The following is a 24,541-nucleotide window of genomic DNA, read 5'->3' on the forward strand; positions in this document are numbered from 1 at the left end:
ATCATATTCCGTTAACTTCAAGAGTTAACAACAAAAAAAACAGCTTATAAAAAATAAAGCTGTTTTGAATATCTTATTAAATTTAATCTTTCATAATAAGTACGTTTTTATTATTGTTAAATAGCATTGTTTGCATTGACGCAAATAACACTGTTTTACTGTATTCCATAGCAACATCACTTATAAACTTGCTTTCCTCATTGGTTAATCTGTTTTTAAACACCATTATTATATCATATTTAGTTTCTCGAATCGCTAATATTATTTGAGTTAAGTATTCATTTGGCATCTCAAATCACTCCCAACATTATAAAATACAGTAATTGTCGAAATATATCAAAATATATTCTCTTTTCATAATTATATCATATTTTTCTTGCAAAACAAGCTATATTTTTAGTATTTCTGTCATTTTTTACATTATATAATCATATTAAAAAGCCTAGTAAATCTTATATACTTTTACTAAGTTCTTTGATATGCTTATTTACTGATTATTTTTAATCTGTACTCAACTAAATTTTTCATAAGTTGAATTATATTTGATTTCTTTTTTTCATCTGTAATTTCATCAAATTTATTTATTAAAATTTGTAAGTGTTCTAAATATTCTTCTTCTATAATCACATTATATTTTGGTGCTGGATATTCATAAAAAATTATACAAATTCCAACTCTTGCATCTATACTATGTTCATCATATTCTAATGCCTTTTATAATATTCATATCCACAATCATCATGAAGTTCTGGTTCTAAAAAAGAAATAATCTCCTTCTTCATCAACTCCTAAATCATGGTCAAGAGATAATATTCCAATATTAAAATTTTCAAGATAGTATTTTGCTTGCTCTACTGTTCTTGTTATTTGAAATTCATTTGGACAGTCTCGTAAATCATCAACATATAAGTTTATCTTTTGCTTCATAATCTCTTATCTCCCAAACATTAATTTATAATTATTCTATATAAAAATTGGAGTGATATATTTCAAATAATAACTACTCCTATTTTATCGGATTGTTTCATCCATTTCTCCTAGTATGTAGCAACATAAAAAGATACCTACATTTCTGCAAGTATCTTTTATAAACTTTATATTTAATTATCTTTTCAAACAATTATTTTATGCTATTACAGTTGAAGGTATTTTAATTGTTACTGTTCCTCCAGGTAGTATATCTCCAACGTTAACTATAATATTTTTAGTTGTTGAGCTTGAATCAACTGTTCCTTGAGTAGTTGTTACTCCACTAACATTAAAGTCAATATGGTTTGGTGCTGGATCATTTACAACTACTGCTTTAGCTGTCTTTGTCCCAGTATTAGTTATTACAAGAGTATATGTAAAATTATCACCTATCCATACATCTTTTACATCTGCTGTTTTTACTAAACTTAATGTAGTGTCAGCTGTTCCATGAAATATAATTGTAACCTCTCCACCAGGGTTATTGGTATTGGTACCTTTGGCATGAGCAATATTAACTATATTATATGAATCTTCTGGTTCTGGATTAGTTGGCTCAGTTTTATTAGCCACATTTACAGTACATGTTGCACTTATTCCACTTCCATCATTTATAATTGCAGTAATAGTACAAGTTCCTTCACCAACTGCTACTACTCTACCTGTTGTTGAATCATATTTTGCAATTGATTCATTTGATGATGACCATACTACTTGTGCTCCAGCAGGTGTTGTTGCAGTTAATTGTTGTGAATCACCTACTTTTAATGACATTGATGATTTATCTAATGATATAGATTCATTATATGGTATTAAATTACCATTATTATTAATATCTACCGCATCCACTTGCCAATATCCATTAGCAACAGATTTAATTTCCACAGTATGAATTGAATCAGTTAATCCACTAATCTCATATTCAAGTGATTGATATTGAACTCTTGACGAAGAATCAGAATATAAGTTTGAAACTCCATCTATAGTTATACTAACCTTCTCACTTTGTCCTAACCCTTTTGCTGCTATTATTCTTAGTTTTGTACCATAAAATTTAAATTTAAGTGCTTCATTTGTAGTCTTAGCGCATCTAACAGATCCGTTATAAGCATAACTACTTCCATCAGTATACCAATTTCCTGTTCTTATAAAATTTGAATTTGTATCATCATATCTTTTCCATCCACTTTCAGGTGCTGTTAAAGCTTCTCCAACCGTAGCAGCATTAGCTACAGTTCCATCTTGAATTGTTCCAAAACCTATCACAGCTAGTAACATTACAAACACTATACTAAATTTCTTAAAATAACTTTTCATTTATCATCTCTCCTCTTATCAATGGTAAATGAACGCGCGTCCCATATACTTATATTAATTCCATCTATGGTAAAATACAACAATTATTGTGATACAAATTCCTTTATATCTAAGAAATTAAGTAAATTTTTACAATTATAATTATCCATATTTATACTTTTTTGATAAAAATAGATAGCAAAAAAAAGACTTTTTATTAAAGCCTTAAATGTTATCTTTATTTATTTGTTTACGTCATGCATTCTACAAACTACCTGGCATATTAGCATTACCTATTCCTCATAATTGGTTCGTTTTTCCAACATCTTTTATTTACACATTCACTTTTCAACCATTTAGCTGCTCCCATTTCTTTAACTTCCTTTTGAAACTCTCTTACCTCCTGTCTTGGATGGTCTGGAAATTCAAGGAGTAAAGTCAGAGAATCTAATGTTCTTTCTTTTGTCCCAAAATAAACTTCATAATTAGTCATAAATTTAATTTCCTCCTTACTTTGCCTTATTTTCCAATTATGTAGCAACATAAAAAGATACCTACATTTCTGCAAGTATCTTTTATAAACTTTATATCTAATTATCTCTTAAAGCAGTCAATTTATGCTATTACAGTTGAAGGTATTTTAATTGTTACTGTTCCTCCAGGTAGTATATCTCCAACATTAACTATAATATTTTTAGACGTTGAACTTGAATCAACTGTTCCTTGAGTGGTTGTCACTCCACTAACATTAAAATCTATATGATTTGGTGCTGGATCATTAACCACTACTGCTTTAGCTGTCTTTGTACCAGTATTAGTTATTACAAGAGTATATGTGAAATTATCTCCTATCCATACATCTTTTACATCTGCTGTTTTTACTAAACTCAATGTAGTGTCAGATGATCCATGAAATATAATCGTAACATCACCACCAGGATTATTAGTATTGGTACCTTTGGCATGAGCAATATTAGTTATATACTCTGAACCTGCTGTTGGATCATTTTCTTTTGGTGCTACAGTTACTAAACATGACGCACTTAAGTTGCTTCCATCTAATGTTGTAGCTATTATTGTTGCTATTCCTGTTCCTATAGCTGTCACTTTTCCATTTGAATCTACTGTTGCAACAGAGGTATCAGATGAACTCCATTTAACATTTATACCAGCTGGAGTTGTTGTTGCTATTAAAGTTTCTGAATCATCTATTGTTAAATTTGTAGTTGATTTATTTAATGAAATCGACTTATTTTCTTTAGTCACAGTTACAGTACATGTTGCAGTTAAACCATCAGGAGTTGTAGCTGTTATTGTACAAGTTCCTTCTGCTACTCCTGTAACTTTACCAGTTGAATCTACTGTCCCTATTGATGAATCACTTGATGTCCAAGTTACTGTTGCACCTGATGGTGCTATTGTTGCAGTTAATTGTGATGAATCACCTATTGTCAAATCCATTGATGATTCATCTATTGCTATTGAACTACCATAAGATACCAAATAACCATCTTTATTAATATCCAGTGCATCTATTTGTATATGCTTAGTTCCAATATTAGTTATAATTACATTATGTACGCCAATATTTAAATTACATTTTTCAAAAATTAGCGCTTGCCATATATTAGATGTGGAAGTATTATCAGATACATAATTTGTGCCATCGATATTAATATTTATTATAGAACTATTTCCATCTCTCTTTCCAATTATCCTTAACTCATTACCATAAAATGAAAATTGTGCAGAACTATTTGCATTTTCAGATTTTAATGAATAATTCATTGTTCCACCATAATAATAATTCGTACCTAAACTAGTATGCCAAGTTCCTATATACTGTATTTTACTATCTGTATCATCATATCTTCTCCATCCACTTTCAGGCGCTGTTAATGATTGTCCAATAGTGGCTGCATTAGCAGTGCTTCCATTTTGAATCATTCCAATCCCAATAAACATTAATGACATTACAAACATAACACTAAACTTTTTAAAGTAATTTTTCATTTATCATTTCTCCCTTATCTTTCAATAATAAATGAACGCGCGTTCCATATATTTATTTTAGTTCTAATACCAGTTAAATCCAACAATAATCGTAATACAAATTCCTTTATATCTAAGAAATTTAGTAAATTTTTACATGTTTTATTATCCATATTTATACTATTATACTTAAAATGGATAACAAAAACAGACTTTTATTTAAGCCTTTGATGTTATCTACACTTATTTTAAGTTTATATCATATCTGACAATGACGCATTAATATCTTTAATTTCAATTCATAAACAAACTCGTTTAAAATACCTTTTAACAACAAAAAAACAGCACCCCCTTAATCTATAAAAATTAAAGAAAGTGCTGTTGATGGATGTCATCATAAACACATTTTTATATACACGCTTTTTACCTTCAACCGTAGTTATTTCAAAGCATTTAAAGCATTCTTCCCATCATAACGCCCATTGCTGAAGCCATCATTAATCCTCTTGTCCAGCCACTTGAGTCACCAAGACAATGTAAGCCTTTTATATTTGTTTCAAAACTCTTATCTAAAACTATTCTATTACTATAAAATTTAATTTCAGGCCCATATAATAGAGTTTCAGGACTTGCAAAACCTGGAACGACTACATCCATAGCTTGTATGAAATTCAATATGTTTGTCATTGTTCTATATGGAATTGCTGAAGTTAAATCTCCTGCTTCAGCATCTACAAGAGTATGCCTTAGATTTGATTGATAAAGTTCTTTTTCCCAAGTTCTTTTACCATCCAAAATATCACCATATCTTTGAACTAATATCTTGCCATTTCCAAGCATATTAACAAGTTCAGCTACCTTTTTACCATACTCAATTGGTTGATTAAAAGGTTTTGAAAAGCTGTGTGAGCTTAATATAGCTAAATTCGTATTTTCTGATTTCTTATTTTTATAAGAGTGACCATTTACTATAGCTAAATTATTATCATAATTTTCTTGACTAACAAATCCTCCTGGATTTTGACAGAAAGTTCTTACCTTATTCTTAAATGGCGCAGGATATCCAATAAGCTTAGATTCATAAAGAACATTATTCACACTTTCCATTACTTCATTTCTAAGCTCTACCCTAACACCAATATCTACTGGCCCTGCAGAATGATCTATGTTATGTTTTATACACATATCCTTAAGCCAATCTGCACCTTTTCTACCAGTAGCTGCAACAACTTTCTCTGCATAAACTTCTTCTTCATTTTCAATTTTAGAAGAATCAGCAATTAAAACTCCTGCTATTTTGCTGTCCTCAATCAATAAATTTTTAACCTTTGTATCAAATTTAATTTCAATTCCGTGTTCTAATAAATGATTTTGTATTTTAAGGTATATTTCTTGAGCCTTTTCAGTTCCTAAATGTCTGATTGGGCAATCCACTAGCTTTAAGCCTGCTTGTATTGCTTTTCTTCTTATTTCCTTAATAGCTTCATTATTCCCTAAACCTTCAACTTTAGTATCAGCTCCAAAGCTTAAATAAATTGAATCTGTATACTCTATGTATTCTTGAGCTAAGTCATTTCCAACTATGTTTGGTAAATCTCCACCAACTTCATGACTAAGTGACAATTTTCCATCTGAAAAGGCACCTGCCCCTGAAAAACCTGATGTTATATGACAATTTGGCTTACATGAAACACATTCTTTAGTTTTTTCTTTAGGACACTTTCTATTTTCAATTCTTTTTCCTTCTTCAATTAAAAGAATTTTAGCTTCTGGTTTTAACTTATTTAATTCAAATGCAGTAAAAATTCCTGCTGGACCTGCTCCTACTATTATTACATCATAATTCATCTTACTTGTTCCCTCCAATTTTAGCTAAAAATAAACTTCGATTATAATATTGTAATTTTAAGATCTTTCTTCTATATGTATATATGTTAAATTTAAAAGATATAAAAGCCCTTCAATATATATTGTATACCCATTCAATATATTATTCAAACTCTCATTCTACCTATTCTTTTCTACTATTATATTTACTTTTCTCATCATTACTGTATAATCTAATTGTACTAATATAAATTAGAAAGGATTGATTAATATGTCAGTATATATGATTACATATTTTATAAGCGATACTCACGGTCATGTTCATGATGAAAATTGTGGCTGCGGTGAAGACCACTCACATGAACATGAACACGAACATGTACATGGAGCTGCTAATATAGTAGGAAAAATAAAATCTCTAGGTGGATGGGCTCAATTCATGCCAGAAGGTTTCTTTGTAAAAACCACCTTGTCAGCTAATGAGATCTTCCAAGAAGTTAGTTCTGTAGCAAACAAAGGAGATATAATTTTTGTTACAAAGATAGATGCTAAAACTTCAGCATGTGCTAATCCAGCAGTTCTAGATTGGCTTGAAAATTAAAAATCCCTTTTAGGGATTTTTAATTTCATAAGCAGTTCTTTATTAATACGTATCTCCTCTATCTTCCAAAGTAAGTACTACTAATTATATTCTAGTTTCTTTCCACAAAATCCATATCAATAAATTCAAACAAAAACAATACCCATTAAAATTTAGCTGCTACCAGTTAAATTCCAATGGATATCCCACAAAATATTAAAAAGGAGTCGTAATTTCGTATGATTATTAGTCATACTAGAGGAGCGATGAGTATATCAAATAGTAATATACACCTCTATTTAAATTACTAACTAAATAATAGTTTAACAGATTTTTCTTAAAAAACAAGTGCATTTTTTAAATATTTTGAAAATTATGATTTGTTGATTAAATTTGACTGCAAAGACTCCTTCTTATTTTTTATTTATAATGTTTGTTTTGCTGATATAACTGTTATTTCTAATACTCTGCTTAAAAAAGGAAATTTATCTTTCATCATTTCAAATTCTGTTCCTGCTTCAACAAATTTTGCAGTTCCTTCAATTAAAAATCCTGTTCCCATATTTCTATGTCCCATGACTTCTTTACTTCCTAAAGTAATTTTAACTTTGTCGTTTATTTCAACATTTTTTTGTGTTCTTCTCATTCCTGCTGCTGGTATTAAAACTCTATCACTTCCTACCACCGTAAGATATGAATTCCATGTATTAACTACATGCGCTTCTTCATTATTCCAAGATACTATAGATACCACACCTTCATTTGACATTACCTCAAGTAATTTTTCATTTATCATTTATATTCCTCCTAAATTCTTTTTAATTTATCGTTTAACTGCTTTAACTAATTAAATTACGCAGATACACAATTAATTGACTTTTTACAATCTTGATTATACAATCTAACTGTAATGATTAAAAGTTCCAGTTTTTATTATTTTATAGGATACAGTTATAAGGAGATTTATATAGATGATTGTATTAGATATTGATTCAAAAACTCCATTGTACTTACAAATTTATAATCAATTAAAAGATCAGATAATTTCCGGTGAAATTATAGCTGGTAGTAAACTCCCTTCAACGCGAAAGTTGTCAATCCAATTGAATGTTAGCAGAAACACAGTAGAAAGTGCATATATGCAGCTTTCATCGGAAGGTTATATTGGAAGTAAAGCTGGCAGCGGATTTTTTTCTCTAAAATTAGATAATTCTTTTATATCTAATCTAAAAAATAAAAATATGTCATCTCAGAAAATAGAACCTAATACACAAAAAAACAGTAGCCTCTCTAATGACATTTATAATTCCTTTGATAATAGCTCAGATGACTATTATCAATATAATTTTGAATATGGCAAATTAAGTGCTTCTGATTTTCCTTTACGCATATGGAAAAGAATATCAAATAAATGCTTATCTAATTTAAATGCTGAAGATATGATATCATATGGTTCCCGTACCGGAGAAAATGAATTGCAAATAGAAATTATGAACTATTTAAAAAGATCCAGAGGAGTAACTTGTAAATCAGAACAGATAATTATTTCTTCTGGCATGGGCTATTGTTTAAGTCTGTTATGCCAATTATTTAGGGAAGATTTTAACCAAATTGCATTAGAAGATCCAGGTTATACTGGAGCAAAAGATATCTTCATTAATAATGGATATAAAGTAAACCCTATAAATTTAGAAGCAGATGGAATTGATATTAATGAATTAGAAAATAGTAAATCAAGAATTGTGTATGTAACACCATCACATCAATTTCCTACTGGCGTTGTTATACCAATTGCCAAAAGATTAAAATTGCTGGATTGGGCAATAAGAAATCAAGGAATTATAATAGAAGACGATTATGATAGCGAATTTAAATATAATTCAAAGCCTATTCCATCAATTCAAAGCATTGATTCTAATGGAACAGTTATATATATAGGAACCTTTTCAAAAGCATTATCGCCAAGCTTACGCATTAATTATATGGTCTTGCCAAATAATTTATTAGAAAAGTTTCATCAAAATTTTAAAATGTATCAATCCCCAGTCCCATTACTTGAACAGAAAATAATTCAACAATTTATAAAGCTAGGACATTATGAAAGACATTTACGTAAAATATATCTAATAAATAAGAGAAAGTATAATATCTTAATAAATGCTATTAAAGAGTTTCTTGGCCAAAATGTCACCATTCATGCTCAGAATGCTGGTTTACATATTCTACTAGAAGTTAATAACGGATTAACAGAGAAAGTTCTGATAGAAACAGCTAAAAATTGCTCAGTTCGAGTCTATCCAGTTTCATTATTTTGGATGCAAAAACATAAATATAAAGATAATATGGTTCTCCTTGGTTTTGGCTCAATGCTAGAACAAGATATTGTTGATGGAATAAAACTTCTAAAGAAAGCTTGGTTCGATAATATGTATTAGTATGTTTAAAGGCTTCAAATAACTCAGATAATATAAAATCTCTCTAACTATATAATATCAAAATTTGACAAAAATATTTTAAGATAAATTAAAAATATAAAAATTATTGACATATTAGTAAAATAGGTGTAAACTAATTTATGTTGCACGGCCCATTGGTCAAGCGGTCAAGACGTCACCCTCTCACGGTGAAATCATGGGTTCGATTCCCGTATGGGTCACCATTTTAGTAAACATCAGCATTTAGGAAACTAAATTGTTGGTGTTTTTTATTATTTTACACCATTTTTACACCATAGTTTTTTTATTGATATTTTCTAATTGTGTGGTATAAATTTTATTTTATAGTCTTTATATTTATTATTTAGGTTTTTATTATTTTAATAGATTCGACTCCGGCTAGCGGCACCATTAAGATTGATAGATTGCTGTATTATTTGGTTTAGATGCCTTATAGTGCAGCTTTTTTATTGTTTTGCAACAATATTTGCAACAACTGGATTTAATTTTGTTTTTTGGCATCAACAAATCATAATCGTTCATTTTCTTATATATTAATTTACTGAAATAGATTATACTTAATTTCACTAATCCACCTATAAATTAGAGCAATATCTCTAAAAATAACAAAACACACCTAGTATTGAACATAAATTCCAACGTTAGAGGTGTGTTCTGAATAGTTTTATTAAATTCTAGCTTATATTATTCTATTATATTTATTTGTAATTAAACATAATTAAAATCTTAGAATACAAAAAATAGCCTTACGTATTGTATATTAGAATAATATAACGCATCCAGGTTATTTTCGAAATATTAATACAAACATTATCTTAAATACGCAGTTTTAGTTACACATAGAGACATTAGTAAATAAAATCTTAATAATATTAAACCTCAGATGTCATTGGATTTCTTAGGATTTCTTACTAAAATTATTTTCCAAATAATTTGCTTAATCCTATAATTGCTGTTTTTAAAAAACCAGTTTTTTTCTTATCCTTATCATTACTCTCTTCAATAATAGGTTGCTTAATATTGTCTATTGATACCGATTCTAATTTATTGTTCTCATTTTGTTCATGTTTGATTGATGCTATTGTTTGGGGAACTATCATACTATTAATATTAATTTTTATTTCATCTTTTTCAATATTGTCTGTAATTTTATTTTTAGTACTATATTTATTAATATCTTTTTTTGTTATTTCTTTACTTTCAAATAACTTCTTCAATGCCTCATCATCTGTTTTTACAATATTCAAATCATTTAATATATTCAAATAATATTTATTTTTAGGCCTATAATAACTAACAGTTCCAAAAGCAATTACAATATCATCCTTTTTTATCCCCGTTTTATTTGTTTTCGAAGGATAAGCAAATGAAACAGCTAAATTTATCCACTCAGTTTCATATGAGTTAATGTAAATTTTGCCATCACGTATTTTGACACTCTCAACTTTATAAATTATGAATTTAACCTTATTATGTAATGAAGGATCTATCTCATCAATAAGTTTAACTACTTCATTTATTCTTAATTCCTCAGTTCCCATTTTGTAAACAAATTTGATTTTATTTAAGTTGTCAATGGAATTCTTCTCAATAAAATTTTTCATCTGTATCACAGTACGCACTACATCTCTAAGAACTTTTTTATAAGTAGTATATCTATTATAAATTTCAATTTCATCTTTTGAACAATCTTCATCAGGCTTTTGTGGTTTCTTCATCTTATGTAAGTCTTTGCCTATCTTCTCCAGACTATTTATATCAATAATAACTTTAACCTCTCCATTTTCACCTCCCAAAGTCTCAATTAACTTTCTACCTGCCCAATCAGCATCAAAATATTTAACCACACGTCTACCACAATTATGTCCTTCTCTACCTGGAAGAGCCCTAAAGAAATCATTTTCAACTCCAGTGACCTCTAGAGGTGGATTACAAAATGGGCAGAAAATTTCACCATTTTTATGAATATCTTTATTATAGTCAGAAATCCCAATATATCCTTCTTTATATCTTGCAATTGTTAATTTACTCATTTTTGCTCCTTCTAAAATTAGTTGGTTCAACTATATTATTAATGCAATTGTTGTTTATAGCCAACTATGTTGTTTATTATTAATTATTACTTTTTCTAAGTTAATAATACTATCCATTATTTCTTCAACACTACACTCTTTTTCGATATTTATGTAATATTCATGTTCTATCTCTTGGATAGTGTAATAACAAAATCCAATATCATCCAAATCCGATCTGTCATTGATTAATTTTTCTAATTTTGAATTTATCTCTACAAAATTATCCCAACTACTTGCTCCTATATTAACTAATGCTTTTTGGGCATTAGTTTGCACACCATCATAATTAAAATCCTTGAATTTCTTTTCATAAGTTAGCTCTATAATTTTTATTAATGTATCTACACATTCATTTGCTCTAATCATTGAAATAGCTTTATTAATATTGTTATGATATACTCCCTCATTAAATGGTGAATTATTATTTTTCATCCAATTATAATAAAATTTCAAGCCTTCAACTCTACTTAACCGAATTAGATATTTAGCATAATAAAGACAGTTTTTACCGTCCGCAGAGTTTCTCATACATAATATCAAATAATCTGAAATGGCATCAGTATACTTAATATAGGCTATATTAAGTACATCCCAGTATAAATCTCCATCTAAATGAATTAAATATTTTTTTATAAAATCACTTGATTTCAAATAAATGGTAAGATACTTTGCTGAAATTATCCTTTCAGTAGATAATTTTTCTTTATTCAATAAAACTTTACCTGCTTGATTAACTACTCCATCAATATTTTTGTTAATACAATATCTCATATGGTTTTCATAAATTATTCCCCTTATATCACGATTATGCAAATTATAAAGTATTCGATTTTTTACCTTTACTTCAGGTAATATATTAATAATATATTCAATTCCAAGTTGTTTCCCTTGCTTATAATAATCAAATTCGAGCATATCTAACATAGTATCATCAGGATATATCCAATCAAACAAATCCCTATAAAACCATAAATATATACACAAATTATTAGTGCTTTGACTAGTACCATAATATTTTATTGCATCTCTAAAGTTAGCTTTACCCATAAATTCATAACAAATAGTTTTTAGCATAAGTTCCTTAGATTTAATTATTTCTATTTCATTATTGTTTGATGTAATCAATAAATGTGCTTGGCTTAAAACTATATAATTCCAATTTTTTTCTATTATTTCAGGTTTAAAAACGTCTTTTTCTCCCAAATAGAATAACATAAATCGCTTTATATGTTGTAAATCATATCTTTCTCGTAATAAATTATTATCCATTTTTACAATTTCATCATGTGACATTAATTTTTTATGGAAAAATCCGCAAAATTCAAAAACTAAATTCTTGAATTTCTCTTTATCAAATAAACTGTCAAAATAAATTCTAGTTCCATCTTTTTTTATCTTGTCCCAATTCATCACAATTGGCTTAATTAACTTAGTTAAAGTTTTTTCCTCATACAGCTTTATTAATCTTTCATAATCAATTAAAGTTCCAGAAATAGAATTAATTAATTCTAAAGCAATACTATTATCGTAATCTCCATCTACATAACTTTCTATAAAACATTCTAAACAGTTATCATCAGTTATATAGTAATATCCATCATGCAGTCTATACTTTCTTTCTTTTAAGTAACGCAAAAAAATAGATTTTCTTATATTCACTTTATCAAAATTTTCTATTAGAATTATGAGATTATCTTTATAAAAATGCTTAACAAAGAATAAAAAAAGATTATATGCCAAATCAATTACTCTTTTATCTATGATAATAACATTACTCATTGATTTACATAGATTTTTAATAATTTCATCATATCTATAACATCTCTCAGTACCTAATAGAAATTCCTCAGTCCTTTTTAAAGTATTATATTGTCTTATAAGAGAAAATCCTCTATAAAACTCCGTTTGTTCATCAAATAGTGTTGTATCTTCATACTTATATTGGCTAGTTGTACGTAAACCTTTATTAACTTCTGAATATCTACATAAGAAAACTTCTATATTTTCATCTACAATGTTATGCTCGTTACATAAATTAAAATAGCCTGCCCGTAGATAAGAATTTTCATTTTCTTTATTATACTCAATTATTTTTTTTAACTCTAAACTATTTCCCAGCCTATATTTTCCCATTAACCTTAAAGCATAATATTTTTCATTATTTCTATATTTATTTGATAAACAAACAAATATCATAAGTTTTTCTATCCTATCATTTTGCCCACATAATGAATCAAGATTCATTAAAATAAGAAGTGCACTTCCTACTATAGTAAAATGTCCATTATTTTTTATATTTTCACAAAGATAATTTACTATTTCTTCCGATTCAACAAACTTTGCAAAATTTTTATTATCAGTAAACCAAATTTTTTTAGCTGCATATTCTTGAAATATATTTTTGAATAGATTTTCTCTATTTTTAATTGAAATACGTTTATTCTCAAGACTAGCTATTAATTCTTTATTCGATCTTACAATCCATTCAAAAAGACCATCCTTCTTATATAACGCTAATAAAAATGATATAGTATTTACCCAAGTATCTTTGATTCTATCAGGATTATTCTCATATGTAACCAATCGTTGAATCTCGTTAAGTGGACACTGCGATAAATATTCTGCTGCTAAAAACTCACCAAAATTATTATGTTCAAAACACCACTCATTTTTTTCAGTCTTATACCATAGGGAACAATATTGAACTAGTCCTCTTTCCTCATCCTTAGTTATTAGTTTTCGATACTCTCCATCAGTAAGAAAATTCTTTCCTATGCATCCTAAAGCTAGTCCAATAATTTTCAATAGTTTATATATTTTATCTTTTGCATCATTTACGAACCCTATATTTTTATATTTATTTTCATCAACTTGAAGACTTTTTTCTATTATTTCTTTTATTAAGCTATTTCTGGGTGGCAGCCTACCTTCTGCTTCAAATAATTTTATAATAATACTTAAATAAAAAGGAGATTTTACAATGTCATAAAACCTATTACGTTGTATTTCTTTCCAAAAAAAAGTAGTGTTCACCGCTATTAATTTCAAGTAATCATTAATACTTTCATCGTTAAGAGGACATAATGATGTTTCTGTAAATCGTTCTATCGTGCCCGAAAAACATTCTGATTTTCTATTATAAAAATTTGTTCGCGTAGTAATTAATACTTTACATTGAGGATTATTTCTTAAAAAAAACTCAATATTACATACAAATTTATTTATACTACCTTTTATAATTTCATCAAATCCATCAAAAATCATTACCATATTTTCATAAGGTACATCTTTATATGCGTTAGGTATTAAATCTTCTATCTTTTGACCAGTATAAGTATTTAATCTATAATAAAAAGCGAAAGATTCTTTAAAATGCGAGTTAATATAATTAGATACCATTTTTGCTGCTATACTTTTTCCGCTTCCAGCATCACTTAGTATAAGCATATGACTACTTATACTAAAGACATCATAAATATTTACCCCTTTCTCAAATCCCATTAACACCTGTTGATATTTATCTGATACAATAACATATCTAGAAATATATCTTTTATCAACATTTTCCATAATCTTATCAACATATTTCATTTGTTTTTTATACTCTATAGATTCAAATTGTTCTTTTATAAAAATATATACTTCTTTAAGTCTATCAAAATCTAAAAATCTTATTGTTTTAAGTATATCTTTTATTTCCAAGATATCATTTTTGATATCGAAAGATATTTTATTCTTTGTATCAAAACCTTTTGTAAATTTAGTTTTATTTACTAATAGTAAAACTATTAATCTATCATATTTTTTTTCAAATTCATTACATAGAAATTTATCTATAGTTTCTTGTACCTTATTTCTTTTATTATTTGAAGTTACTTGAATACAAATACGATTTTTTTCATCACCTAAATCTATAGCACTTACATTTTTTTGAATGCTATTTATATTGATCAAATTATATTTATATACAATATTTAGAAGCTCTCTAAAAAAATCCTCAGCAATAATATTAATATTATAAAGATTTATACTATTTTGTAATTCAACCTCATTTTTAAGTTGGCAAAGTTTATTAACTATAAAATTGATGTACTCTTCTCTTTTCAATGTATTCATTAAACTTCTCCTATAACCTACCATTAAAATTAACATTTTCTCTATATTAATCATAAATCCATTCTAACTGATTCATTGTATTCTTTAAATTTGTAAAGCTCATCTATAAGTTATAATTAGGCATTTTCACCACACAGTATTCAATATCATTTTCAGTTACATCTTCAAAATTCATAAATTTAATATTATTCATCTTAATTTTTAAGTGTGTTCCAAATTCAATATTTCCCATTGTGATTTCTTTATCCTCATTACTTACAACTGCAGGAACTATATAGAATTCCTTTTTCACCTCTAATTGCTTTTTAAATATAGCAAGATAATTAGTAAACATATTTATATCCATATATTGATATCTTGAAATCACTGCAAATAAAGTTTCATCCATCAAAAATCCTTGTTTTTCTGCTCTTTTTATGCATTTATCTATATTGCTAGTTATATGTACAAAGTATCCATCACAACTACCTATATTCTTTTTTTCAATTATAGAAATTTCTATATCATTAAATACATTATCTCCACAATTTCTTTTCCAGTCTTTAAATATCTTACTTGCACTTTCTTTATCTTTGTATAATAACCCCATTATAGGTGGTGCTTCATTTTTAGGATCAAACATATATGCAACACCTCTCCATTTCGCCTTATCCCAAGATTTTAAGTCAATCATTGAGGTAACAAACATATTTTTTCTTTCTTTTGGTTGTACTATATTTTCTTCTACCTCTCCAAGCGGTGGTTTTATAGTATTTTTTATGCCTTTTAGCCTATTGCATAACTTCTTAAAATCCTTTTCTCTATCTACATAATAATATGTTGAACTTTGTAGCGGCTTCAATATTTTTATTGTATTATAATCATTAAATATTATTGGTATAAATTTCGTATTATTGCAACATGATTCATATAAATGTTGGTATATAATATTTAACTCCCAATTTACACCTTTTCCTTCTCCAGAATTAAAATTCATTACCTTATCATAATATAACTGTGTACATACAATAAGCACATAATCTGAATTCTCAATTTGATTATCCATCCATCTTGGCCATCCTTCTGGTGGGCACTCTTCATATTGGTCAATATTTGCATCTATGTTATAACTCCTTAAAGTATTAGAAAACTCTAATACTTTATCAGCAAATTGTTCTGTATCATGTGCATATGATATAAATACTTTTGGTATATTCATTTGTTCTCTCCCCCCAATAATCTTAATAAATTTTCTAATCTAAAATTTAATTCATATCCAATTCAAGTCTGTAATTAACTTTTTCTATTGTACCTTTATTTAAATAATATCATAAATACTGTATATTTCTACAAAATAATGTAACTTTATTTTATCTATTAGGAAAATAACAAATATAAATTTTTTTCACTTAATTTACTGACTTTTTATTTCCCTAATTATTGTATAACAAGAATTTTGCTCTTAATAATTTAAGTATAATGTCAGTCCCAAAATACAATTATTTTAATCAAACTCCATTTTTCTCAAATACATATCCATCATTTGTAACACAACTGTCATACATCTTCCCATCATCTCCAAAATCATACCAATTGTCATCAATTAACTTCCACAAAGGTTTATCCTTATTCCATCTAACCATCTTACACTCATCATCTAAGTAATACCAACCCTTATACCCTTCATCATATACCAGGCACTTTTCAAAGCATATCCCCTACTATCAAATATATACCATTCTTCATTAATTTCTTTCCATCCATTATCAGCTGTATAGTAATATTTATTTTGAATATCTGTACAATACCACCAGCCTATATCATTTCGATTCCACCCAAGCTTCCATTCCTCATCACTTGATTCATCTGCTCCAACTAGTCCATTTACAATAGTTCTTGCAATCACTTCAGCATTATATTTATCTGCATCACCACTATCAGCAAATAAGCATTCAACTAATATTGCAGGCATAACAGTTCTATTGAACACAATAAGGCTTCTTGTTTTCACTCCTCTGTTTGGTAAGTTTAAAGAACTCGATAATGCATTAACAACTTTCACAGCATATTGATTAGCAATTTCTGATTTTCCTTCAACACATACTTCTGGACCTGTTCCTCCCCCTGCATTAATATGAATTTCCACATACAATTCTACATCTAAAGATTTTGCTATTTCATTTGCTTGATCTGATCTATTATAACAATCTTCACAGCTATAGCTATTACTCTTATCAATCCTAAGTAAATTAACTCCATGGCCTTTCTCCTTCAGATATTGCGAAACTAAAGGCCCAATCATTCTAGTGCAATTACTTTCATCAAGTCGATCAACAACTCCACACCCAACATTTCCACTTGCAGTATGACCTACTGCAATAATAAAATTACTCATTTTAAACATCTCCTCTTTAATCATTAATTTTCAAATGTATCTTTATAAAAATGTAATTTATTTTTTCTCTACCTAATTTATATGGTTATCCGCCATATATACTAGATATATAAATAAATTTAACCCAAAATATAATATTTGTATTTTAATAAATCTCATTAAAAATTGTTCCTAAACTCTTAAGTGAAATAAGGAGGTTTATATGGATTTTGATTATATTGAAACTTTAGTTACTAGATGCAGAAATAATGATGAAGAAGCAAAAGAAAAACTAGCTACAGAATTTAAACCTTTGATCTGCAATATTTCAAAAAGAACTTTTATTGATGGATACAACAATCTAGACCTTCAACAAGAATGTTATCAATCGCTTTTCAAATCCGTTTCAATGTACAATTTAGAAAAGCATAGATTCGTTGCCTATGCTACCAATGCCATAAAAAATAATATGAATGATTTAATAAAAAAAATTAAAAATAGAAATTCTACTGAAGGTAATAATGCCTTAAGCCTACATGATAATTTTGAAAAAGATATTCCATCAGAAGAAATATCTACTGAAGCTTCTCTATGCGACCTCTGCGATTATGAAGAATTAAGACTTGCACTTAAAAGTTTAAATCAAGATGAAATAGAATTCATTGACTTTATATTCTATAGAAACAATACAATTAAAGATTACGCTTATTATAAAAATCTGCGTTACTCCACTGCCCTTTTTAAAAAGAACTCAATTTTAAAAAAGATATTAAATAGCATATCAATGAATTATAAAAATTCAAAAGCATAAGAGCTCCAAGGTCATTTTAACCTTGGAGCTCTTGCATTTTATAATACTAATATTTATTCAAAATTAAAACTATTAATTACCTTGGTAGTTTTCTCCACATAATCATCAACAACTTTATCAATTCCATCACAAATATATTTTAAGCTGCACCCCTCACATTTATTAAGTATACCATCTTCAATAAGTGAGCAAGTCAATTCATCATCAACCGTTGAATTTCTGATAGCTAAAGCTATTTCCTTTTTATCATATACCTCGGCTTCTTCTGAATTAATTTTAATTTGATCCTTAATCATTTCCAACACACTCCAAAAATTATTTGCAGCTGTAAAAAATTTATGAGCTGCTATTATGGATATATGTTTTAAACTCCTCAATCACATAAAAATAACTATAAAATTTATGTCTCATTACCCTCAACCCGCATTTTATAAGAAAATTCTTAAGTTCTTATATTCCAAAGTTCTAAAATTCATAAATTCTAAAATTTTTAAGAATTTATATTCTCCACCCATATAACATATTTAAGAAGATAATATTTAAAATAATCTGATTAAGGGGGAAATCTTAATGTCCAGAAGAAAAAATAAAATTCCAAAAAGTGATTTTGAATATGATGAAGGTGAAGTATTTGGATTTACAAGTGATGTTCCGGTACCCGGCAACTGCATTTCATCCTTTTCTTTTGATGATAATTCGATAATAGAAAACACTAAATCACTTCCTGAAAATAAATCAACTGATAATACTTCTATTAAATCATATGAAGAGGCTAATATCCAAATTGATACTTCACCAACTAATATTCAAAGTACTTCCCAAGATCCTATAGAAGTAAAAAACATTTCTACAAATACAAATGATATTTTTGATAACAGAAGAACTCCTGTAGCTAATGGTGCTGCTCCTCCTATCGATGGTGAAGCTCCAACAATAAAAAGAAGTTATACCCTCAGAAGCTCTACCATACGAAAAATTAATGAATTAAAAAGCATACATCCAGATATTAATGTATGTGTTAGTAGCATTGTAGATATAGCAATTTCCCATTATCACAATCACATTTTAAATGAAGGAGGCACACAATATTAACTTTAAAAATTATTTATTCCAAATTACTAAACTAATATATTTTTTCTCATATATCCTTTGCAGGAGGTGATAAAATCATGGAAGTAAATGAATTAATGAATTTGATAGTAAATAATGGTTTTGCCATAGCAGTTGCAGCATATTTGCTAATTCGCTTGGAAAAACAAATTATTAATCTATCCAATTCAATCAACAAATTAAACACCATAATTTCAACCAAACTTGGAGTTGTTATTGAAAATGATGATTCTAATAAAGTGGCATGAGAAAAGGCTATAAACATTAATTTTCAATGTTTATAGCCTTAAAATTTGTTTATATTTTCATTCTATTGTAACTATATATAAGTTTTATTAATTCATTTGATGTTACTTCATCTAGTAGTATTTTAAAAATAAAAATACCGCAAATTCATTTTATGCAATTTATTATTTTTTAATAGAAAAATTTCCATACATATTTTTAAACTTTGGATTACTGCAAAAGCTCATGAAATATTCAATTATTAATGAAAGCCTTCTTTCAATTTGAATCGTTGCCAATTCTCTTATGAGTTTATCTTCAGATTCATACTGATTTATTAATACATTTTCTATTTCAATTACTAATATCTTTAACAAAATTCGAATATTTTGAAATGGAATATTTATATCAATTGAAATTAACTCACTAGGAATATTACTTAATTCAAAATTAACATCTTTCAGTTTTTTAATCTCTCTTGTCATTACATTGTGTAAGTTCGTTCTTTCACCTTCCATAACTTGAAGTAAAAGCAAGCTACCAATTGCTAAATGAACAAATTCTTCTATCATCTGTATTCCTTTTTCTCTATTTTTACTTATCACATAATTTTGCATAGTATTTTGTTTATTAAATGTCCATCTCGCGATAAAAACACTCACAATACCTGCTAGAAAAGTACCTAAAAATGCTCCAAATACACTTATCCATGAATTAACAGTATCTTTGTTAAACAATAAATCTTTAATACTCATTTTCTCCTCCACAATTTGTATTATAAGTTGATTATAGCATAATCTTTTTATCGCATTATTCAATTATCAAAGATTAATCTAATTCATCAAATTTTTATTACACAGCATTTTAAATCATTATAGTTTTATTAAAAATCTTGTGTCAACACTAGCCATAATAAAAAGAATAATAAATAAACTTGGTTATGTTAATATAGGATCTAGAACGATAATCCCTCCTATATATTGTAAAATATTTTTGTCAACTTTTGAAATAAACTTCTTATACGTTTTGTTATTTACTAGTACTACAATTGTCTTGCTTATATCAAATTCAAAATCACCTTTTATTCTCCATTCTCTTTCATGTGTCCAGTCAATTATTTGGTCGCGATTACTTAAATCAAAATTAACAATTCTCCACCACTCATCTTTATCAAGCAATTTTTTTGCATCCTCAGTTTTTTCATAAATCACTGGTCGTCCACCTTTTTCGTAAACATATGTTTTTTCAAAAGCTAATCCTATAGGCCTATATCTAACTTTAAGCTTCTTATCATTACTCCGTAATATTTGTTCATGATAAGTATTTTGACATAATCCATACGTAGTAGTATCTTGAAAGCATACAGCTTTATTGGATCCAACAATAAAACCTGAGTTTGTAGTACTGCCATTTAATTTTCTATCATTTAGAATTTTGATAATGACATCAATGGTTTCCAAACTATCATTTCCTCTAGTTAAATGATATACGTAACCGCTCATATCTGATCTATTTCGAATTCTTTTTGTCCAATCCTCTAATTTATAAGCCATCACACTTCCTCCTAAAATCAAGTTTATTTTTGTAATTATTATATCATTTTGCATATAAATTACAATTATCCTTCTTTTTTTAATTTGACTTTATTATTCTCCACGCCACATTATTCAATTTTAAAAGATTAATTTATAAAATGTTATAATTACATGCAAAAAAAAATCACACTATCCATTATTGATCCTTTGAATAATGTGATATTAAAAACATCTATCTATTTTTAGCCTAAAAAACTAAAAATTATAATTTTAGTTATTTAATACTAGGTTGTCATTTTAGTATAATCTTATTTGCTCTTCAATTTGTTCTTCAGCGTTTTCCTTTATTAATGCACTATCTGCTTGCTTTAAATTGTCAAAAGCTTTTTTTATTTTAACTCGTTGTGCTTTCTCTCCAAATAATTGTGAACTTTCTTCAAATGTTAATTTATGATTTTTATTTTCTTGCTCCATATCATTCAAAACAATTTGATATTTATACATTGCATGCAATACTTCCTTATAGCTCAAAACAAAACTTTCCAATAAAGTCGATGCATTGCCAGAAAATAAAAACTTAATTTTAGTAGCAACGTCCTTTAAATTTTCTAATTTAATTAATAATTCCTTATGGCTTGGCTCTTTTAGTGGATTATTAATTGCGTAAGCTATTTGCTCTAAATAAGTATTATTTGTTAGAAACATGAAATAAAAATCATTTGGAAACATTGATTCATATTTTTCATTCTTAATATGCTCACAGTTTTCCCTATATAACTGTATTAATCCTTTTGCAATGATGTAGTTCTCCATACGCTTATCAAACAAAATCTGTTTGTTACTTAAATTTATTTGTTTGCGAGTGTTCATCAATGCAACAAAAGCAACAGCAGCACTACACACAGCACCTAAAGCACTAACTACTGAAACAACAAAACTCCAGTCATTAGACATTATATCATCATCCTTTTCTTGTAAATTCTTGCTTGCCTTTTAATTAATCATAGCATATCTTTTAATAAAAATACCACATTATTCAATTATCAAAGATCAAATTTAAACTCAATTCGTCAAATCTACTAAGGAAGTAATAGACAAGCTTATAATATCTTTTTTAATATTTGAATAGAAGTATGTTAATATATTATAAAATAAACCTAAAGTTATGCCCTTAAAGCTTTTCTATTACCTTAATTGTAACTCGCTTACTCTCAGACAAAGGAAGAGAAATACAAGCTGTATACTCTTTTATCCATTGTTCATCATTGCATTTATTTATATGTGTATAAGCTAGTTATAGCAATACAGCTTGTACTTCTCCTTTGTCCGATGGCCTGCCGGCAGCAAGGAATAAATATATGAGGAGCACTGCGTGCTCCTTGTGGCTACGCCACTCCAAATATCACTCTTTGTACATTATTTCAATTTATCATTAGCTATAGCTATTAACTCTTATTACTAGATTGATTTATTATTCTTATACTGTATATAGACAGTATTCCTATATACGCATTTTCTAAAGGACAGGTTTCTTTATTTAATAATCATTTGGGTGCCTTATCCACCACCCAAAAATGGACAGGTCATTAGCTAGATCTTCTAAGTGCCTAAAAGTCTCCTCCAAAGTCGGAGCCTTTTATTCGCTAAGAATCTCTATGCATTAGACTAGTCCATTCTTTGGGTACCCGGTGGGGCACGTCGGGGCGGGTGTGTTAATTAAATTTCTAACTATATTAATAAACATTTAAACTAATATTTTATTTCATAATAACAAGGCCGCCCCTCCATCTGAAACCAGAGTTTATTCTGTATATTTTAGTTTTTAGCAATATGTTAGGTCTTGCAAATGCGAAACTAAATTGTATTGGCCAGACAAGCTGGCAAGGGAATGGGGGGCTTGGACTTGCCATCACCAGTATGGAAATAGGTTTAAGAAAGGTGATGGCAGGTCCATTTTGTACAGGCTTAGTTCCTGATGTTATTATTGTATATTATGTAACTACGCTTTAATGTCCAATAACTAAAAATAATAAAAGATATTTAATTGAAATTATTTTTAGTCATACGACATTAAAGCTTTTTTATTCTGTAATTATAGTCTTAAGTAAGAAAAAGCCAGTACAAAAACGCCCCCCTGTGGAACTTTAGATTATCTCTTGAACATGGTTTTTTCATATACTAGGGTACATTTATCTAAAATTTAAGTAAAGGCACGCTTCGCTCTACGGCCTTGACTTAAATTTTATATAAATGTGTGTAGTCGATATGAAAAATCTATGAGTTAGCATGTTGCTCAGTGGGACAGCCTTTCATAAACACTTTAGATATTTTCCGTCCTGGAGGTTGTCCTTTTTTGCGTCCTCTACTGATCATGGATATGTATGATTCATAGCTTGTTCGCTCTTTTAAACTGCAGATGCATGTCCTTATTTTAATATTATTTTTAGGGGATTTCTCCCCTATGTAAGTGCTTATATTAATATGGTAAATTATCTCCAGATACTCTTTCTAATATTTCATCATGCTCTAAACTTATCTGCCCATTTAATTCAGCCTTCAAAGTTTCTTCTAATTGATCATCACGTTCTTTTTCCCAATCCACAAAATAACTTTCATTATCATCTCTACCTCTTAGGGATTTCCAAAAGCTATACTCTTCATCATTTATAACATAAACACCTTTTCTTCCTATGTTCTTTTTATAGCTTAATTTTAATCCATAAAGACTAAAACTAGCACCATCAAACTCAATAATTATGGCTCCATCCTTAAGCCTATAAGCAGTTTCCAAAAACCTAAATTCCTCAAATTTACTCAAAAATTTGTATTCTGCAATTAGTGTTTTTGATTCATACTTTTTCTTATCCATTTTTAAACCTAACCTTTCTTTTTTATCTCACATCCCTTATTTATATTCTTCCCACTTTCAAAAATTTTATACATTTTTATGTACAAAAAAATGCCTATTTTAGATACTTTAAATTAAGCAATTTATTCTCCTATACACATTTTCATGAATGCCCTTATGGTTTTACTTATATCTTTTCCATTCCTATAACAATATTCCTCAAATTTATTGTATAATGCCAAATCACATTCCAAATGTACTTGCTTTGTTGGTGACTTTTTAACTTTTAATTTATTCTTTTCTTCCATTAATTTTCCACTCCTTCCTTATAAAATATTCTATCCATCA

22 protein-coding genes, 1 tRNA gene and 1 pseudogene are annotated in these 24,541 nt (G+C 27.8%); 6 read left to right on the top strand and 18 right to left on the bottom strand.

Annotation, left to right across the window (positions count from 1 at the left end; genetic code table 11):
- Window positions 1–82 precede the first annotated feature (82 nt).
- The 7 genes from CSPA_RS17630 to CSPA_RS17655 all read right to left on the bottom strand — a co-directional run bounded on the left by CSPA_RS17630 (window position 83) and on the right by CSPA_RS17655 (window position 6,105).
- Complete coding sequence (locus CSPA_RS17630; protein WP_015393708.1) at window positions 83–289, bottom strand: hypothetical protein; 207 nt, start codon at window positions 287–289, stop codon at window positions 83–85.
- Between the two features lie 194 nt (window positions 290–483).
- Window positions 484–627 carry a hypothetical protein gene (locus CSPA_RS29795; RefSeq protein WP_157228401.1) on the bottom strand — a complete coding sequence of 48 codons (144 nt, stop codon included), beginning with the start codon at window positions 625–627 and terminating at the stop codon, window positions 484–486.
- Window positions 628–738: 111 nt separating this feature from the next.
- Complete coding sequence (locus CSPA_RS17635) at window positions 739–927, bottom strand: cyclic-phosphate processing receiver domain-containing protein (RefSeq protein ID WP_015393709.1); 189 nt, start codon at window positions 925–927, stop codon at window positions 739–741.
- A 198-nt stretch (window positions 928–1,125) separates the two neighbouring features.
- Complete coding sequence (locus CSPA_RS17640; protein ID WP_015393710.1) at window positions 1,126–2,286, bottom strand: Ig-like domain-containing protein; 1,161 nt, start codon at window positions 2,284–2,286, stop codon at window positions 1,126–1,128.
- Between the two features lie 268 nt (window positions 2,287–2,554).
- The gene (locus CSPA_RS17645; protein ID WP_015393711.1) at window positions 2,555–2,758 is read right to left on the bottom strand and encodes a hypothetical protein; all 204 of its coding nucleotides are present in this window, start codon (window positions 2,756–2,758) and stop codon (window positions 2,555–2,557) included.
- 122 nt (window positions 2,759–2,880) lie between these two features.
- Window positions 2,881–4,278: an Ig-like domain-containing protein gene (locus CSPA_RS17650; protein WP_015393712.1), complete on the bottom strand. Its 1,398-nt coding sequence runs from the start codon at window positions 4,276–4,278 to the stop codon at window positions 2,881–2,883.
- Window positions 4,279–4,710: 432 nt separating this feature from the next.
- Entirely contained in the window at window positions 4,711–6,105 is a 1,395-nt protein-coding gene (locus CSPA_RS17655) for an NAD(P)/FAD-dependent oxidoreductase (RefSeq protein WP_015393713.1), read from the bottom strand.
- A gap of 250 nt (window positions 6,106–6,355) precedes the next feature.
- Between CSPA_RS17655 and CSPA_RS17660 the strand changes: the two genes are divergently transcribed.
- Window positions 6,356–6,685: a hypothetical protein gene (locus CSPA_RS17660; RefSeq protein WP_015393714.1), complete on the top strand. Its 330-nt coding sequence runs from the start codon at window positions 6,356–6,358 to the stop codon at window positions 6,683–6,685.
- 403 nt (window positions 6,686–7,088) lie between these two features.
- Here the strand turns inward: CSPA_RS17660 and CSPA_RS17665 are convergent, their stop codons facing one another.
- A complete protein-coding gene (locus CSPA_RS17665) occupies window positions 7,089–7,460 on the bottom strand; it encodes a pyridoxamine 5'-phosphate oxidase family protein (RefSeq protein WP_015393715.1) in 372 nt (123 codons plus the stop codon).
- Between the two features lie 175 nt (window positions 7,461–7,635).
- On the opposite strand from CSPA_RS17665, the gene pdxR reads away from it, so the two are divergent.
- Window positions 7,636–9,099 carry a MocR-like pyridoxine biosynthesis transcription factor PdxR gene (gene pdxR, locus CSPA_RS17670; RefSeq protein ID WP_015393716.1) on the top strand — a complete coding sequence of 488 codons (1,464 nt, stop codon included), beginning with the start codon at window positions 7,636–7,638 and terminating at the stop codon, window positions 9,097–9,099.
- A 149-nt stretch (window positions 9,100–9,248) separates the two neighbouring features.
- Window positions 9,249–9,323: transfer RNA gene (locus CSPA_RS17675), tRNA-Glu, on the top strand.
- A 714-nt stretch (window positions 9,324–10,037) separates the two neighbouring features.
- On the opposite strand, the gene CSPA_RS17680 is transcribed toward CSPA_RS17675, so the two are convergent.
- The 4 genes and pseudogenes from CSPA_RS17680 to CSPA_RS17695 all read right to left on the bottom strand — a co-directional run bounded on the left by CSPA_RS17680 (window position 10,038) and on the right by CSPA_RS17695 (window position 17,685).
- On the bottom strand, window positions 10,038–11,153 hold the full coding sequence (locus CSPA_RS17680) for a hypothetical protein (RefSeq protein ID WP_015393717.1): 1,116 nt from the start codon (window positions 11,151–11,153) through the stop codon (window positions 10,038–10,040).
- Between the two features lie 54 nt (window positions 11,154–11,207).
- A complete protein-coding gene (locus CSPA_RS28970; RefSeq protein WP_015393718.1) occupies window positions 11,208–15,311 on the bottom strand; it encodes an SMEK domain-containing protein in 4,104 nt (1,367 codons plus the stop codon).
- A gap of 103 nt (window positions 15,312–15,414) precedes the next feature.
- Window positions 15,415–16,509 carry a toll/interleukin-1 receptor domain-containing protein gene (locus tag CSPA_RS17690; protein ID WP_015393719.1) on the bottom strand — a complete coding sequence of 365 codons (1,095 nt, stop codon included), beginning with the start codon at window positions 16,507–16,509 and terminating at the stop codon, window positions 15,415–15,417.
- 289 nt (window positions 16,510–16,798) lie between these two features.
- Window positions 16,799–17,685: pseudogene (locus CSPA_RS17695) on the bottom strand (N-acetylmuramoyl-L-alanine amidase).
- Window positions 17,686–17,887: 202 nt separating this feature from the next.
- Here CSPA_RS17695 and CSPA_RS17700 point away from each other — a divergent pair.
- Entirely contained in the window at window positions 17,888–18,475 is a 588-nt protein-coding gene (locus CSPA_RS17700) for a sigma-70 family RNA polymerase sigma factor (protein ID WP_015393722.1), read from the top strand.
- 53 nt (window positions 18,476–18,528) lie between these two features.
- On the opposite strand, the gene CSPA_RS17705 is transcribed toward CSPA_RS17700, so the two are convergent.
- Complete coding sequence (locus CSPA_RS17705; protein ID WP_015393723.1) at window positions 18,529–18,771, bottom strand: hypothetical protein; 243 nt, start codon at window positions 18,769–18,771, stop codon at window positions 18,529–18,531.
- 274 nt (window positions 18,772–19,045) lie between these two features.
- Between CSPA_RS17705 and CSPA_RS17710 the strand changes: the two genes are divergently transcribed.
- Entirely contained in the window at window positions 19,046–19,567 is a 522-nt protein-coding gene (locus tag CSPA_RS17710) for a hypothetical protein (RefSeq protein ID WP_015393724.1), read from the top strand.
- A 77-nt stretch (window positions 19,568–19,644) separates the two neighbouring features.
- On the top strand, window positions 19,645–19,833 hold the full coding sequence (locus CSPA_RS17715; protein WP_015393725.1) for a YvrJ family protein: 189 nt from the start codon (window positions 19,645–19,647) through the stop codon (window positions 19,831–19,833).
- Window positions 19,834–19,995: 162 nt separating this feature from the next.
- On the opposite strand, the gene CSPA_RS17720 is transcribed toward CSPA_RS17715, so the two are convergent.
- The 5 genes from CSPA_RS17720 to CSPA_RS30265 form a co-directional block, all read right to left on the bottom strand.
- Complete coding sequence (locus CSPA_RS17720; RefSeq protein WP_015393726.1) at window positions 19,996–20,565, bottom strand: hypothetical protein; 570 nt, start codon at window positions 20,563–20,565, stop codon at window positions 19,996–19,998.
- Window positions 20,566–20,748: 183 nt separating this feature from the next.
- Complete coding sequence (locus CSPA_RS17725) at window positions 20,749–21,363, bottom strand: DUF2971 domain-containing protein (RefSeq protein WP_017810501.1); 615 nt, start codon at window positions 21,361–21,363, stop codon at window positions 20,749–20,751.
- A 279-nt stretch (window positions 21,364–21,642) separates the two neighbouring features.
- Window positions 21,643–22,299 carry a hypothetical protein gene (locus CSPA_RS17730; protein WP_015393728.1) on the bottom strand — a complete coding sequence of 219 codons (657 nt, stop codon included), beginning with the start codon at window positions 22,297–22,299 and terminating at the stop codon, window positions 21,643–21,645.
- A 1,522-nt stretch (window positions 22,300–23,821) separates the two neighbouring features.
- The gene (locus CSPA_RS17735; RefSeq protein ID WP_015393729.1) at window positions 23,822–24,214 is read right to left on the bottom strand and encodes a hypothetical protein; all 393 of its coding nucleotides are present in this window, start codon (window positions 24,212–24,214) and stop codon (window positions 23,822–23,824) included.
- 122 nt (window positions 24,215–24,336) lie between these two features.
- Complete coding sequence (locus CSPA_RS30265) at window positions 24,337–24,501, bottom strand: hypothetical protein (protein WP_015393730.1); 165 nt, start codon at window positions 24,499–24,501, stop codon at window positions 24,337–24,339.
- Window positions 24,502–24,541 lie beyond the last annotated feature (40 nt).

This window comes from Clostridium saccharoperbutylacetonicum N1-4(HMT) (assembly GCF_000340885.1).
GTDB classification, from domain to species: domain Bacteria; phylum Bacillota; class Clostridia; order Clostridiales; family Clostridiaceae; genus Clostridium; species Clostridium saccharoperbutylacetonicum.